General features: G+C 71.0%; 10 protein-coding genes and 2 pseudogenes. 5 read left to right on the top strand and 7 right to left on the bottom strand.

Annotated features, from left to right (window positions below; translation table 11 throughout):
* The first annotated feature begins 2 nt into the window (after window positions 1–2).
* The 4 genes from AC38ZX_RS20150 (at window position 3) to AC38ZX_RS20165 (ending at window position 3,855) form a co-directional block, all read left to right on the top strand.
* The gene (locus AC38ZX_RS20150) at window positions 3–947 is read left to right on the top strand and encodes a carbohydrate ABC transporter permease (RefSeq protein ID WP_426593550.1); all 945 of its coding nucleotides are present in this window, start codon (window positions 3–5) and stop codon (window positions 945–947) included.
* Window positions 944–1,852, top strand: coding sequence for a carbohydrate ABC transporter permease (locus AC38ZX_RS20155; RefSeq protein ID WP_491295668.1), 909 nt, complete (start codon window positions 944–946; stop codon window positions 1,850–1,852). Before AC38ZX_RS20150 ends, AC38ZX_RS20155 begins: the two co-directional genes overlap by 4 nt.
* Window positions 1,852–2,784 (top strand): ribokinase, encoded by a 933-nt coding sequence (locus AC38ZX_RS20160; RefSeq protein ID WP_426593552.1) that lies wholly within the window; start codon window positions 1,852–1,854, stop codon window positions 2,782–2,784. Before AC38ZX_RS20155 ends, AC38ZX_RS20160 begins: the two co-directional genes overlap by 1 nt.
* A gap of 90 nt (window positions 2,785–2,874) precedes the next feature.
* On the top strand, window positions 2,875–3,855 hold the full coding sequence (locus tag AC38ZX_RS20165; RefSeq protein ID WP_491295669.1) for a LacI family DNA-binding transcriptional regulator: 981 nt from the start codon (window positions 2,875–2,877) through the stop codon (window positions 3,853–3,855).
* Between the two features lie 8 nt (window positions 3,856–3,863).
* Here AC38ZX_RS20165 and AC38ZX_RS20170 read toward each other — a convergent pair.
* The 7 genes and pseudogenes from AC38ZX_RS20170 to AC38ZX_RS20200 form a co-directional block, all read right to left on the bottom strand.
* Window positions 3,864–4,814: pseudogene (locus AC38ZX_RS20170) on the bottom strand (IS481 family transposase); the annotation flags it as partial.
* 85 nt (window positions 4,815–4,899) lie between these two features.
* Window positions 4,900–5,283, bottom strand: coding sequence for a monovalent cation/H(+) antiporter subunit G (mnhG, locus tag AC38ZX_RS20175; RefSeq protein ID WP_491295671.1), 384 nt, complete (start codon window positions 5,281–5,283; stop codon window positions 4,900–4,902).
* Window positions 5,280–5,678, bottom strand: a complete 399-nt coding sequence (locus tag AC38ZX_RS20180) for an MrpF/PhaF family protein (RefSeq protein ID WP_426593556.1) — start codon at window positions 5,676–5,678, stop codon at window positions 5,280–5,282. The genes mnhG and AC38ZX_RS20180 overlap by 4 nt, the downstream gene beginning before the upstream one ends.
* On the bottom strand, window positions 5,675–6,226 hold the full coding sequence (locus AC38ZX_RS20185; protein WP_426593557.1) for a Na+/H+ antiporter subunit E: 552 nt from the start codon (window positions 6,224–6,226) through the stop codon (window positions 5,675–5,677). The genes AC38ZX_RS20180 and AC38ZX_RS20185 overlap by 4 nt, the downstream gene beginning before the upstream one ends.
* Window positions 6,223–7,764 carry a Na+/H+ antiporter subunit D gene (locus tag AC38ZX_RS20190; protein ID WP_491295672.1) on the bottom strand — a complete coding sequence of 514 codons (1,542 nt, stop codon included), beginning with the start codon at window positions 7,762–7,764 and terminating at the stop codon, window positions 6,223–6,225. The genes AC38ZX_RS20185 and AC38ZX_RS20190 overlap by 4 nt, the downstream gene beginning before the upstream one ends.
* On the bottom strand, window positions 7,761–8,228 hold the full coding sequence (locus tag AC38ZX_RS20195; RefSeq protein ID WP_426593559.1) for a Na(+)/H(+) antiporter subunit C: 468 nt from the start codon (window positions 8,226–8,228) through the stop codon (window positions 7,761–7,763). Before AC38ZX_RS20195 ends, AC38ZX_RS20190 begins: the two co-directional genes overlap by 4 nt.
* On the bottom strand, window positions 8,225–11,236 hold the full coding sequence (locus AC38ZX_RS20200; RefSeq protein ID WP_491295673.1) for a Na+/H+ antiporter subunit A: 3,012 nt from the start codon (window positions 11,234–11,236) through the stop codon (window positions 8,225–8,227). The genes AC38ZX_RS20195 and AC38ZX_RS20200 overlap by 4 nt, the downstream gene beginning before the upstream one ends.
* A 365-nt stretch (window positions 11,237–11,601) precedes the next feature.
* Here AC38ZX_RS20200 and AC38ZX_RS20205 point away from each other — a divergent pair.
* Window positions 11,602–13,694, top strand: a pseudogene (locus tag AC38ZX_RS20205) ((Fe-S)-binding protein).
* Window positions 13,695–13,806: the final 112 nt, after the last annotated feature.

Genomic DNA, 13,806 nt, shown 5'->3' on the forward strand with positions numbered 1-13,806 from the left:
ACGTGTCGAACGTCGAGACACCCCTGGGCGGGGCTGCGGACATGCAGCCCCGCCCGGTCGGGCGCACCAAGCGGCGCAGGCTGAGCAAGGACGGGTTCTGGGCCGTCGTCTTCCTCGCCCCGGCCTTCCTGTCGATCTTCGTGCTGCGTCTCTCGCCCGCGATCGGCGCCTTCTGGTCGAGCCTGTTCTCGGGGCTGCCCGGCAGCGTGGTCGAACCCACGTTCAGCGGCCTGGCCAACTACCAGGCGCTGCTCGCCGACAAGGCCTTCCTCGCGACGATCCTGCGCACGCTCTTCTTCAACGTCGTCGTGAACCCGTTACAGCTGGCCGTGGCGCTGTTCATCGCGTTCGTGCTGACCCGCAACGTCCCGGCGCGCGGCCTGTGGCGCACGTTGGTGTTCATCCCGGCGACGCTGCCGATCGTCGGATCGAGCATCGCGTGGGGTGTCGCGCTGCAGCCGAACGGCCCGGTCAACGCAATCATCGAGGCACTCGGGGGCAACGCCCAGCCGTTCTTCTCCTCGCCGACGCAGGCGCTCGCGTCGATCATGCTCGTCGTCTCCTGGATCGGCATCGGCTACTGGATGATCTTCCTCATCGCCGGTCTCGAGTCGATCTCCGAGGAGTACTACGAGGCTGCTCGGCTCGACCGCGCCGGGCCCGTGCGCACCTTCGTCTCCATCACGGTGCCGCTGCTCAAGCGCCCGCTCCTGTTCGTCCTCGTCGCCAACACCGTGGCCAACTTCGTGCTCTTCGCGCCCATCCAGCTCATCACCAACGGTGGTCCGCAGAACAGCACCAACCTCTTGATGTTCGACGCGTACCGGACGACGTTCTACTACAACAACCGCAACCTGGGTGCCGCAGAGGTCGTGATCCTGACCGCGATCATGCTGTTCTTCGTCGCGCTCCAGTTCCGGCTGCTGCGAGAGGAGAAGACCCGATGACCGGAGTCGCCCTCAGCCCCGCACCGACTGTCACGCCTGTCGGACCTCGGCCCTCACGCCGGCGGCTGCGGCGCCGACCCGAGAAGCCCGTCAACCTCGTCGCGACCGTCATCGCGGTCGTCGTCGGCATGATCTTCATCCTGCCGGCGGTCTGGATCTTCGTCGGTTCGCTGCGACCCGACGAGGAGACGTTCGCGAGCCTGGGCGTGGCCTCGTGGCGGATGGTCGTGCCGCGATCGGTCTCGCTCGACAACTACGCCGCGATCCTGACCAACGGCTTCGGCCGGGCGCTGGCGAACTCGGTGGTCGTCTGCCTGCTCACCGTCGCGATCGGCCTGGTGGTGACCGTCCTGGCCGCCTACGCGCTGGCCGTGCTGCGGTTCCCCGGCCGGCGCTTCGCGTTCGGGTTCGTCGTCATCGCCTTCATGGTGCCGTTCGAGGCCATCGCGATCCCCCTGTCCAGCCAGTTCACCGACTGGCACCTGAGCAACACACTGATCGCGCTCGTGCTGCCCGGCATCGGCGACGGGCTCGCGATCTTCAACCTGCGCCAGTTCTTCCTCGGCGTGCCCGGATCCTTCCGGGAGGCGGCCAAGATCGACGGAGCGGCCGAGCCGCGCATCCTCGCGTCGATCTACCTGCCCATGAGTGGCGCGGCCCTGGTGAACAGCGCCCTGCTGATCTTCCTCGGCCAGTGGAGCGCGTACCTGTGGCCGCTCCTGATCGTCAGCGACCCCCACCTCCAGGTGGCACCGATCGCGCTCGCCAAGACGTTCAGCGAGCACAGCGCCAGCTACGGCCAGAACTTCGCCGGGTCCGTGATGCTCGCCCTCGTCCCGGCGGTGCTCATGTTCGTCCTGCTGCGGTTCTTCGGCGGGCTGTCCATCAACAGCGGGGAGAAGTGATGTCCGCCAACGTGCTCGTCGTCGGGTCGGCGAACCTCGACTTCATCATCAAGGTCGGGGTCCCGCCCCGGCCCGGTCAGACCGTCCTGGCCAAGCAGATGGTCCGCCACCCCGGCGGCAAGGGTGCCAACCAGGCCGTCGCCGCCGCTCGGATGGGTGCCGACGTGCAGTTCGTCGGGTGCGTCGGCGACGATGCCGACGGCGAACGCGTCTTGCGCGACCTGCGGGCCGAGGGCATCGACATGTCGATGGTCGAGATCGTCGCCAACGTGCACACCGGGCTCGCCCTCGTCTCCGTGTTCGACAGCGGCGAGAACTCGATCACGGTGGTCCCCGGCGCCAACTTCGCGCTGCGGCCCGAGCGCGTCCGGCGTGCCGTCGCGTCCAGCGCCGGCACGCGTACCGTCCTCGTCCTGCAGGCCGAGGTCCGGCCCGCGGTCGCCGAGGCCGCGGTGGCCGAAGCGTCCCTGGTGCCCGGGACGCGCGTGGTGCTGAACCTCGCGCCGTACGTGCCGGCGTCCGCCGAGGTCCTGGCGGCGTGCGACCCGCTCGTCCTCAACCAGTCCGAGGCGGCCGACCTCGTCGGGTACCCGGTCCCGGACCCGGCGGCCGCGCGGCGGGCACTCGTCGACATCGCGCCGTCGGTGCGCTCCGTGGTCATCACGCTGGGCGGCGACGGGGCGGTCTGGGCGCAGGGGTCCGCCTCCGGGCTCGTACCCGCACCCGCCGTGAGCGCGGTGGTCGACTCCACGGGCGCCGGCGACGCGTTCGTCGGCGCCCTCGCCGCGGAGCTCGCGCACGACGACTCGCTCGAGCGGGCCGTCGAGGTCGGCGTCCGGGCCGGATCGTTCGCGGTCGAGCGCTTCGGGGCGCAGTCGTCCTACCCGATGCGGTCGCAGCTGGAGGCATTCTCCGGGGGGCCGGTAGCCTGACGAACCGGACCCGGAGAGAGGGAGTCGTGGTGGCCACACGCGCGGACGTCGCGGCGATGGCCGGTGTGTCACCCGCGGTCGTGAGCTGACGTGCTCAACGGTGGCCCCCGGCCCGTCTCCGCGGAGGCGCGCGCCCGCGTGCTGGCCGCGGTCGAGGCGTTCGACTACCGCCCGAACGCGATCGCGTCCGCCCTGCGCGGCGGTTCCACGCGAGCGATCGGCCTGCTCATCCCGAGCACGGTCAACCCGTACTTCGCCGAGCTGGCCGACGCGATCGAGGGCGAGCTCTACACCTCGGGCAACCTGCTCTCGGTCGGCATCACCGACGATGCCGCTCGTGAGCGCGTCCACCTGCGGTCACTCATCGACCGGCGCGTGGACGGCATCATCCTCATCTCCTCGCGCTCGCTGGCCAGCGTCGAGCGCCGCAGGGAGACGCCACCCATCGTCGTGGTCGACCGCGTCGAGAGCGCCGACGGGTCGCGCACCGTCTCGAGCGTGCACGTGGACAACGTCGCCGACTCGGCCTACGCGGTCGAGCACCTGCAGGGCTGGGGGCACCGTCTCATCGGCTGCGTCGCGGGCCCGTGGCCCGTCCCGGCCTGCGGCGAGCGGGTCCGGGGCTGGCGTCAGCAGCAGGACGCCATCGGCGCGCCGAGCGGCGACGAGCTGGTGGCGCACGCCGAGTTCACCGCCGACGGCGGCGCCGAGGCGACGTACGCGCTCCTCGGCGCTGACGCCCGCGCCATCAGCGTGCACGACGCCCGGCCCACCGCACTCTTCGTCAGCTCCGACGCCCAGGCGCACGGCGTCCTGCACGCCTGCGCCGTCCTCGGGCTGCGCGTCCCGGAAGACGTCTCGATCGTGAGCTTCGACGGCACACAGTCGGCGCGGTTCACCAACCCGCCGCTGACCACGATGCGCCAGCCCATCCAGTCGCTCGGCACCACCGCCGCCCGGCTGCTGCTGGAGGCCGTCCAGCAGCCCGACCTCGAACCCAAGGCCGTCGTTTTCCACAGCAACCTGGTGCTCGGTGCGAGCGTGGCCGCACCCGCGAGCGAGTTGTACTGACCCGGAGCGTTGTTGACGCGGTCGATGGGGCGTTGGCCGCCGATGCCGAGGTGGGGTCGTTCCAGGTTGTAGTGCGTCAGCCAGATGGGCAAGAGGGTGGCGCGCTCGTCGTTGGAGGCGAAAACGCGGGAGTAGGCCCACTCGGTGGCCAGGGTGCGGTTGAGTCGCTCGACTTTGCCGTTGGTCCAGGGGCAGTGCGGCTTGATGAACTTGTGCACGATGCCCAGCTCGAGGACGGCATCGCGGAACGCGAGCGATCGGCGGTATGAGAATGCGTTATCGGTGATCAGCCGCTCGACCGCGATGCCGTGGGCGGCGTAGAACGCGATCGCACGGGTCAGGAACGCGGCAGCCGTCGCACCCTTCTCGTCGTCATGGATCTCGGCGTAGGCCAACCGGGAGTGGTCATCGATGGCTGTGTGCACATAGTCATAGCCCAGACCCCGGCCACGAACTTCTTCGCTGCGCCCGTGCGCTCTCCAGCCGCCGCCGTCGGGGATACGGCCGAGCTTCTTGACGTCGATGTGCACCAGTGAACCCGGGTAGGGATGCTCGTACCGGTTCGCTGAACGGCGCGAGGCCCGGATCAACTGCCCGGTCAACGGGTCACACTCGCGCAGGCACGGGACGTGGTGTCGCACCAGGATCCGCCCGACCGTCGAGGCTGGCAGCCCCAGGTGGTGACCGATCCAGACCGGGCCACGACGAGTGAGCATCCGCGCGATCCGGACCCGGGTCTCCACACACGCCGCGGTGCGGTGCGGGTGGTGGTGCGCCACGCTCGAACGATCGATGAGCCCGGGTTCGCCCTCGGCCTGGAACCGACGCCACCACTTCCACGCCGTGGTGCGCGAGACCCCGAGCTCGGCCGCGACATGCGCCACCGGACGACCCTCCGCGATCCGCTGCACCATCAACAGCCGGCCAACCGGCAACATCCGCGCACTACCGTGAGACACGAGAGACCTCCGTGTGATCGAGCCGGCTTCCTAGACAGTCCCCACTCGACCCGGAGGTCTCTCGCTACGTCAACAACCCTCGTGGTCAGTACAGCCAGTCCTCGCGCTCCGCCGACCGCTCGGTCGCCCGTTCCATGTCCGACGTCAGCTCGTCGACCACCAGCAGGTCGTCGCGGATCTTGCCGGTTCGGTAGCCCGCGCGGCCGACCATGTGCGCGGCGACGGGCGCGGTGAGCATCTGGAACACCGCGACGAGCACGAGCGCCCAGACAGCGCCTCCGGAACGCAGCCGCAGGGCCAGCCCGATCAGCACGAGCACCAGGCCCAGCACCTGCGGCTTGGTCCCCGCGTGCATGCGCGAGAGCAGGTCGGGGAAGCGCAGCACGCCGACCCCGGCTGCGAAGGCGAGGAAAGCGCCGCCGATCAGGCAGATGGCCGACGCCACGTCGGCGACCGTCGTCCAGGTCATCGGACCTCCCCGTCGTGCCGCTCGTCGGCATCCGCGCGACGACCCGTCCGGCGGGCCTCCTCGGCGTCGTCCTCGGCGGCGATCCGCTCGGCCTCCTGCGCGGCGATCTCCTCACGGGTGCGGACGCGGCCCTCACCCTCGGGCTCGACGGACGCGAACCGCGCGATGGTCACCGACCCGACGAAGCCCACCATCGACAGGACGACGAGGATCGGGACGACGTCGGTGCGGCGGTGGATCGCGGCGTACAGGGCGATCGCCGCGATCATCGTCGTGACGACGATGTCCAGACCGACGGTCCGGTCGAGCATGGACGGGCCCTTCTCCACGCGGACGACCGCCAGGACCGCTCCCGCGGTGAGCAGGACCCCGCAGACGATGGCGACGACGGTCACCTGTGCACCCCCAGCCCGGCCGCGGCCAGCTCCTCGTCCGACGCGAACGCGCGCAGCACCCGCTCCTCCTGGTCGAGCACCGACTGGCGCGCCGCCTCGATCCCGCCCGACTGCCGCACGTCCAGCACGTGCAGGTAGAGCTTCCCCGTGAGCCGGTGCGCCTCGACCACCAGCGAGCCGGGCACGAGCGACGCGAGCTCGGCCGTCATGGTCAGGTAGAGGTCGGAGTGGCTGCGCAGCTGCACGCCGATCACCGCGCCGCGCGTCTGGTAGCCGGGCCGCAGGGCGATCAGGCTGACCTCGAACGACGCCTTGACCAGGTCGACAGCGAACCGCGCGAAGAGCCGGACGATCCCCAGCGGGCGCAGCCGACCGTGGAAGTCGATGGGGGCCATGCGCAGGCCGTTGGTGACCAGGAAGCCGATGAGCAGCCCGGCCAGCACGTTGCCGACCGACACGTCGCCCCACAGGAGCACCCAGACGACCGTCAGCCACAGGATGGTCGGCCACTGGGTGTGCCAGCGCAGCCGGCGGTGGTGCGGGCTCATCCGTGACCTCCGTCCGTCGACGCGTCGGCCGACTTGCCGGAGCCGCGCTCGCCGTCCGGGAGGACGGCGGTGATGTAGGGCGTGCGTTCCTTCAGCGCGGCCGCCGCGCGGTCCGTGTAGCCGTACAGCGGGCCGGCGGCGAAGGTGAGCAGCAGGCCGACGCCGATCAGCGCCGCCGTGGGGGCCACCATGCCGAACGGGAGGCGCACCGGCGGGCGCACCTCGGCGGGCGTCTGCCAGAACGCCTTGTTCCATGCCTTCACCAGCGCGTACAGCGTGAGCAGCGACGTGACGACGCCGCCCGCGACCAGGATGTACGTCAGCGTGGTTCCCTGTTGTACACCGGCTTCCAGGAGGCCCACCTTGCCCAGGAACCCGGAGAGCGGAGGGATGCCGGCGAGGTTCATGGCGGGCACGAAGAACAGGATCGCGAGCAACGGGGCGGCCTTCGCCAGGCCACCCAGGCGGGTCAGCGACGTGGACCCGCCCGCGCGCTCGATCAGGCCCACCACCAGGAACAACGCGGTCTGGACGGTGATGTGGTGCACCACGTAGTAGATCGACGCCGAGTAGCCGGCCTGCGTGGACAGGGCGATGCCGAACACCATGTAACCGATGTGGCTGACCAGCGTGAAGCTCAGCAGTCGCTTGATGTCGTCCTGCGCGACCGCGCCCAGGATGCCGACCACCATCGTCGCGAGCGCGGCCCACATGAGCACGTCGTCCAGCTGGCCGCCCGGGAACAGCAGCGTCTGCGTCCGGATGATCGCGTAGACGCCGACCTTGGTCAGCAGGCCGGCGAACACCGCCGTGACCGGCGCGGGTGCGGTCGGGTAGGAGTCCGGCAGCCACGCGGACAGCGGGAAGACCGCCGCCTTGATGGCGAACGCGAGCAGGAGCATCACCTGCAGCACGAGCCGGACGCCGGGGTCGATCTCGGGCAGCCGGAGGGCCAGCTGCGCCAGGTTCACCGTGCCCGTGGCGGCGTAGATCATGGCGATCGCCACGAGGAACAGGACCGAGCTCAGCAGGGCGACGACGATGTAGATGGTGCCCGCGCGGATGCGCTCACCGCTCCCGCCGAGCGTGATGAGCACGTACGACGCCGCGAGCAGGATCTCGAACCCGACGTAGATGTTGAACAGGTCGCCGGACAGGAACGCGTCGGCGACGCCCGCCGCCAGCACGAGGAACGTCGGGTGGTAGATCGAGACCGGCGCCGACTCCTCGTCGTCCTCGCTGCCCTGGGCCAGCGAGTAGAGCAGCACGCAGAGGGTGACCGCCGCGGAGATCGTGAGCATGAGCGAGGACAGCCGGTCCGCGACGAGGTTGATCCCCACCGGCGCGGCCCAGTCGCCGACGTCGACCACCAGCGGTCCGTCGTCGGCGAGCACGAGCAGGGTGATCGAGGCGGCCAGCACCAGGCTGAGCGCGGTGACGCTGACGATGCGCTGCAGGTTCGGGCGGCGGTAGAGCGCGAGCGCGAGGCCCGCGGAGAACAGCGGGATCACGACGGGGAGCGGGACGACCCAGTTCACAGGGCACCCCGGTCCGTCTCGTCGCGGGCCTCGGCGGCCTCGTCGTCGAGCGACTGGCCGGAGCCCTCGGTGTCCGCGTCCGTCATGGCCCGCTCGTCGCGCGCGGCCAGCCGGGCGATGCGACGGTCCTCGACGTCGTCCTGGACCTCGTCGTGCCGGTGCAGCTGCCAGGAGCGGTAGGCCAGCGCGAGCAGGAACGCCGTCATGCCGAGCGTGATGACGATCGCCGTCAGCACCATGGCCTGTGGGAGCGGGTCGGACATCGGCCCGTCGCCGACGCCGACGATGGGCGGCCGGCCCGCGGCGCCGCCGGCCACCAGGAACAGCAGGTTGGCGCCGTTGCCGATGAGGATGACCCCGATCAGGACCCGGCTGAGCGAGCGTTCCAGCAGCAGGTAGACGCCGGCCGCGAAGAGCACGCCGATGGTGACGACGAGGACGAGGTTGGGGCTCATGTCGATCATCGAATGTCGCCGCCGCCGTCTGGAAGGGCATCGCTGAACGCCGTGATCCGCTCGGACGCGCCCCCGCCGACCGGGTCCTCGCCCGTCTCCGCGCGCCGGTCGATCTCGGCGCCGAGGCTGCGCAGGATGTCGAGCACGAGCCCGACGACGACGAGGTAGACGCCGACGTCGAAGAACAGGCTGGTCACCAGGTGCACGTCGCCGACGACCGGGATGTGCAGGTCCCAGATCCACGACTCGAGCACCGAGCCGCCCACGAGCAGCGCGACGAGCCCGACGCCGGCCGACAGGAACAGCCCGAGGCCCAGCAGCAGACCGGGTTGCACGGGGGCCGCCTCGCCGAGCTCGTACCGACCGCCCGCGAGGTAGCGGACGACCAGCGCGATCCCCGTCACCAGGCCCGCGGCGAACCCGCCGCCGGGGGCGTTGTGGCCGCTGAACAGCAGGAAGACCGAGTAGACGATCATCGTGTGGAAGAGCAGCCGGACGACCACCTCGAAGATGATCGACCGCCGCTGCGGCGCGAGCGTCCGGCCTGCCTGCAGCCACTCCCGGTCGCGGGCGGCGCTCGACGGCGCGCCCGACTCGTCGGGGGTGGGCTGGACGCGCAGGGCGGCCATCGGGTCGCTCGACCCGCCCCACACCGCGCGATCGCGCTGCGCGTCCTGAGCCCGGAAGATCGCGCCGGTCCGTCGGGACAGGAACACCAGGGACGCGACGCCGGTCGCGGCCACCAGCAGCACCGAGATCTCGCCCATCGTGTCCCAGGCGCGGATGTCGACGAGGGTCACGTTGACGATGTTCTTGCCGCCGCCCCACGTGACGGCCTCGGCGGCGAAGTCGGCCGACACCGGCAGGTGCAGGCGCGCGCCGGGCGCGACCAGGGCGACCCCGGCCACGACCAGCCCGACTGCCAGCCCCAGACCGAGGCGCACCCAGCGGCTGGCCACCAGGGGACGGTCGGAGAAGTACGGGGGCAGCCGTCTCAGGACGAGGACGAAGACCACGAGCGTCACGGTCTCGACGAGCACCTGCGTGAGCGCGAGGTCCGGTGCGCCGTGCAGCAGGTACAGGCCCGCCATCGCATAGCCGCCGACGCCCAGCAGGATCACGGCCTTGAGGCGTCGTCGGGCCCGCGTGACCAGCAGCGCGGACGCGATCACGGCCGCCGCGAACACCGCCTGCGCCGGGTCGTCCCAGACCGTGTAGTGGCTGGGCAGGGCGGTCCCGGCGAGCAGCGGGACGCCGACGGCGAGCACGAACACCACGAGAATCAGTCCGAGGTAGATCGGCAGCGAACCGCGCTGGGTGACGGCGGTGACGTCGGCCGCGCCATCGTCGAGACGCCGCATGAACCGGCGGTACAGGTGGTCGGCCTCGGGACCGCGGTACAGCCCGGACTGCAGCCGCTCGACGCGGTCGCGCACCACGAACAGCAAGGCGCCGCTCAGCAGGATCGCCAGGGTGAGCACGAACGTCGGCGTGATCCCGGCCCAGAGCACGAGGTGTCCCGGCTCTCCCTCCGGGTAGGTGTTGGCGTAGGGCAGCAGCAGATGCTCGCCCAGCTGGGGCAGGAGCGCGACCGCGAGCCCGAGCGCGCCGAGGATCATGGCCGGCCAGACCAGCAGCAGCGACGGGTGGGAGATGGGCGCCGGCGTGGCATCCGCGTGGGCGGCATCGCCCAACGAGGTGTCCGAGTCCGTCACGTTCGCGGGTGCCACCGCTCGCTTCGTCGCGAATGCCCCCCACCACAGGCGCAGCCCGTAGGCGACCGTCAGCACCGAGCCCACCGCCACCGCGGCGAGGATCAGGGGGTCGAGGTGCAGCGACTCGAGCGCCGACTCCTTGGCCACGTACCCCGCGAACGGGATCAGGCCGATCATGCTCGCGGTGGCCAGGGCACCGGCGAGCGCCGTCAGCGGCAGCGTGCGAGCGACCCCCGAGAGCCGCCGCAGGTCGCGCGTGCCCGTCGCGGCGTCCACGACCCCGACGACGAGGAACAGGGCGGCCTTGAACATCGCGTGCGCGCCGAGCATGGCCAGCCCCGCGAGCGCGGCGGACCGTGTTCCAAGACCGACCATGAGGACGATGAGCCCCAGCTGGCTGACCGTGCCGAACGCGAGGATCAGCTTGAGGTCGTGCTGACGCAACGCCCGGTACCCACCGAGCAGCATCGTCCCGCAGCCGAGCACGACGATCGTCCAGTGCCACGTCGGGTCCTGGGAGTAGGCCGGCGCGAACCGGGCGACGAGGTAGACGCCGGCCTTCACCATCGCCGCCGCGTGCAGGTACGCCGACACGGGCGTCGGGGCGGCCATCGCGGCGGGCAGCCAGAAGTGGAACGGGATGAGCGCGGACTTGGTGATGGCTCCGGCCAGGATGCAGACGATCGCGACGGTCACCGCGGTCGTCCCGTGCGGCGGGTGGGCGATCACCTCCGACAGCCGGTAGGTGCCCGCGGCCTCGCCCAGCAGGATGATGCCGACGAGCATCGCCAGACCGCCCGCGGTGGTGATGACGATCGCCTGCATGGCCGCGCGACGGCTCGCCTTGCGTTCGGCGTAGTGCCCGATCAGCAGGTACGACGTGACGGTGGTGAGCTCCCAGAACACGAAGAGCATGAGCATGTCGTCGGCCGTGACCAGGCCGAGCATCGCGCCCTCGAACGCCACGAACACGGCCGCGAACCGCCCCAGCCCGCTGGCCGTCGTCGTGAAGTACGCCGAGCAGTAGACGAGCACCAGGGCGCCGACGCCGCCCACGATCAGCGTCATGAACCACGACAGGGTGTCCAACCGGAACGTCAGCTCGATGCCCAGCGACGGGATCCACTCGACGCTCTGCGTGGGACCGTCGCCGCGCTGCACCGCGGACGTCCAGCTCAGCGCCCAGACCGCCGCGCTGGCCGGTGCGAGCGCGAGCACCCAGAACGCCTTGCGGCCCATCAACCGGACGAGCACGGGCGCGACGAGGGCTGCAACCACCTGGATGGTGAGCAACAGCAGCAACGTCCGGCTCCGTCCTGGTGGGGCGGGGTCTGGGTCGATCTGTGGGGTGGGTCAGCAGGCAGGTGCAGGCACGCACGGCGAACGCGTTCAGCGCCCCCGTGATGCACTTCGGATTGGTCTCCACCCTATCAACGCGTCCGAGGCAACCGACGGAGACCACCCACCATCCGCCCGCCCGGCCGCCCACCCGTCTGCCCGTCCGCCCGGCCTCGAGAACGGCAGTCAGGCACGAGAACGGCAGCTCAAACTGCCGTTCTCGCGACGAAATGCCGTTCTCGTCGGGCAGCCGCACGGAGCGGGTTGGCGGCACAGCGGCGGGCCGGGTCACCCGCACCTTCAGGTGCGCGACCAGTACCGTGGCGCCCGTGGATGCACTGCAGTGGACCTGCCTGGCGGTCGTCGTCGTCGCGACGGTGGTCGGCGTGGCGATCTTCGGGCGCGGAGTGGCCGCGATCGTCCGGACGGTCCGCGTCGGGCGGGCGCTGCCCGGACGGTGGACGCCTGTCGGGCCGCGCACGCGGACGCTCCTCAGGGAGGTGTTCGGGCATGGTCGGTTCCAGCACAGGCCCGTGGTCAAGGTCGCGCACTGGGTCGTGATGATCTCGTTCCCGCTGCTCTTCCTCGCGCTGGTCACGGGGTACGGGCAGGTGGTCGACGCGGAGTTCACGCTGCCGCTGATCGGCAGCTTCGCGCCGCTCGAGTGGGCGATCGAGGCGCTCGCGTGGGTCGCGCTGCTGGGCATCCTGGCGTTGATCGTCCTTCGGATCCGTCTCCAGCCGCGCGGCCCGGACGCCCGCCGGTCGCGGTTCTTCGGGTCGCACCAGCTGCGCGCGTTCTACGTCGAGGGCACCGTGCTCGCGGTCGTCCTGGCGGTGATCCTCATCCGCGCGCTCGAGTACGCGCTGGGCGAGGGCAGCGCGTGGCACTTCCCGCTCACGGCGTGGTTGGGGTCGATGTGGGACGGGGTTCCGACGACGACGCTCGAGGCCGCCGTGGTCGTCGTCGCAACCGTCAAGATCGTCGTGTCGATGTCCTGGTTCGTGGTCGTCGGTCTGCAGCCGACGATGGGCGTCGCGTGGCACCGGTTCCTCGCGGTGGTGAACGTCTACGCGCGGCGCGAGCCGTCCGGCGCGGTCGCGCTCGGACCGCTGCAGCCGCTGCGGACCCCCGCCGGCGAGACCATCGACCTGGCCGCCCTGGAGGACCTTCCCGACGATGCGCGCCTCGGCGTCGGAGCGATCGAGGACTTCACGTGGAAGGGCCTGCTCGACTTCTCGACGTGCACCGAGTGCGGCCGCTGCCAGGACCAGTGCCCGGCGTGGGCGACGGGCAAGCCGCTCAGCCCCAAGCTGCTGACGCTCGCGCTGCGCGACCATGCCGCCGCGACGGCGCCCTACCTGCTCCCGGAGCCCGACGAGTCCCACGCGGGAGTCGACCTGCTCGGCGGCGGCATCGTCGACCCCGACGTGCTCTGGGCGTGCACCAGCTGCGGCGCGTGCGTCCAGCAGTGCCCGGTCGACATCGAGCACGTCGACGCGATCGTGGACATGCGTCGCTACCAGGTGCTGATGGAGTCGGCGTTCCCCAAGGACTCGGCGGCACGTTCACCAAGCTCGAACGGCAGGGGAACCCGTGGGGGCTGCCCGCGCGGCAACGGCTGGCGTGGGCCAAGGGGCTGGACTTCGACGTGCCGGTGCTCGGGGTCGACGTCGAGTCGGCCGCCGAGATCGAGTACCTGTTCTGGGTCGGCTGCGCGGGCGCGTACGAGGACCGCGCGATCCGCACGACGAAGGCCGTCGCCGAGCTGCTGCACACGGCGGGCGTCAGCTTCGCGGTGCTCGGCGACGGCGAGTCCTGCACCGGCGACCCGGCCCGCCGCGCGGGCAACGAGATCCTGTTCCAGATGCTCGCGAGCGCCAACGTCGAGATGCTCAACGAGGTCGGGGCGACAAAGATCGTCGTCACCTGCGCGCACTGCTTCAACACGATCTCCCGCGAGTACCCGCAGCTCGGCGGCCGCTACGAGGTGGTCCACCACACGGAGCTGCTCAACACCCTGGTCGCGGACGGTCGGCTGGTGCCCATGGACGCCGGCGACGAGCGCGCCATCGCCTACCACGATCCCTGCTACCTCGGCCGGCACAACCAGGTCTACGCCCCGCCGCGCGACCTGCTCGGCGCGATCCCGGGCCTGACCGTGACCGAGATGCCGCGTAACAAGGAGCAGTCGTTCTGCTGCGGCGGAGGCGGTGCCCGCGTCTGGATGGAGGAGACCATCGGTACGCGGATCGGCACGGCTCGCGCCGAGGAGGCCCTGGCGACCGGCGCGTCGACCATCGCGACCGCCTGCCCGTTCTGCACGGTCATGCTGACCGACGGCGTCGCGGCCGCGGGCGGCGCGGCCGAGGTCTCCGACATCGCCGTCCTGCTGCTGGACCGCGTCCGCGAAGCCCCCTGACGTCGGCCCGTTCACGCTCATCCGGGTGAACCGGCCGGTCGCGCACAACCGAACGCTCGTTCCGGTCGTCTAGGTACCAGGATGTCGGGACGGTCGACGAGAGACGGGTTGC

Source organism: Cellulomonas sp. McL0606 (assembly GCF_058248365.1).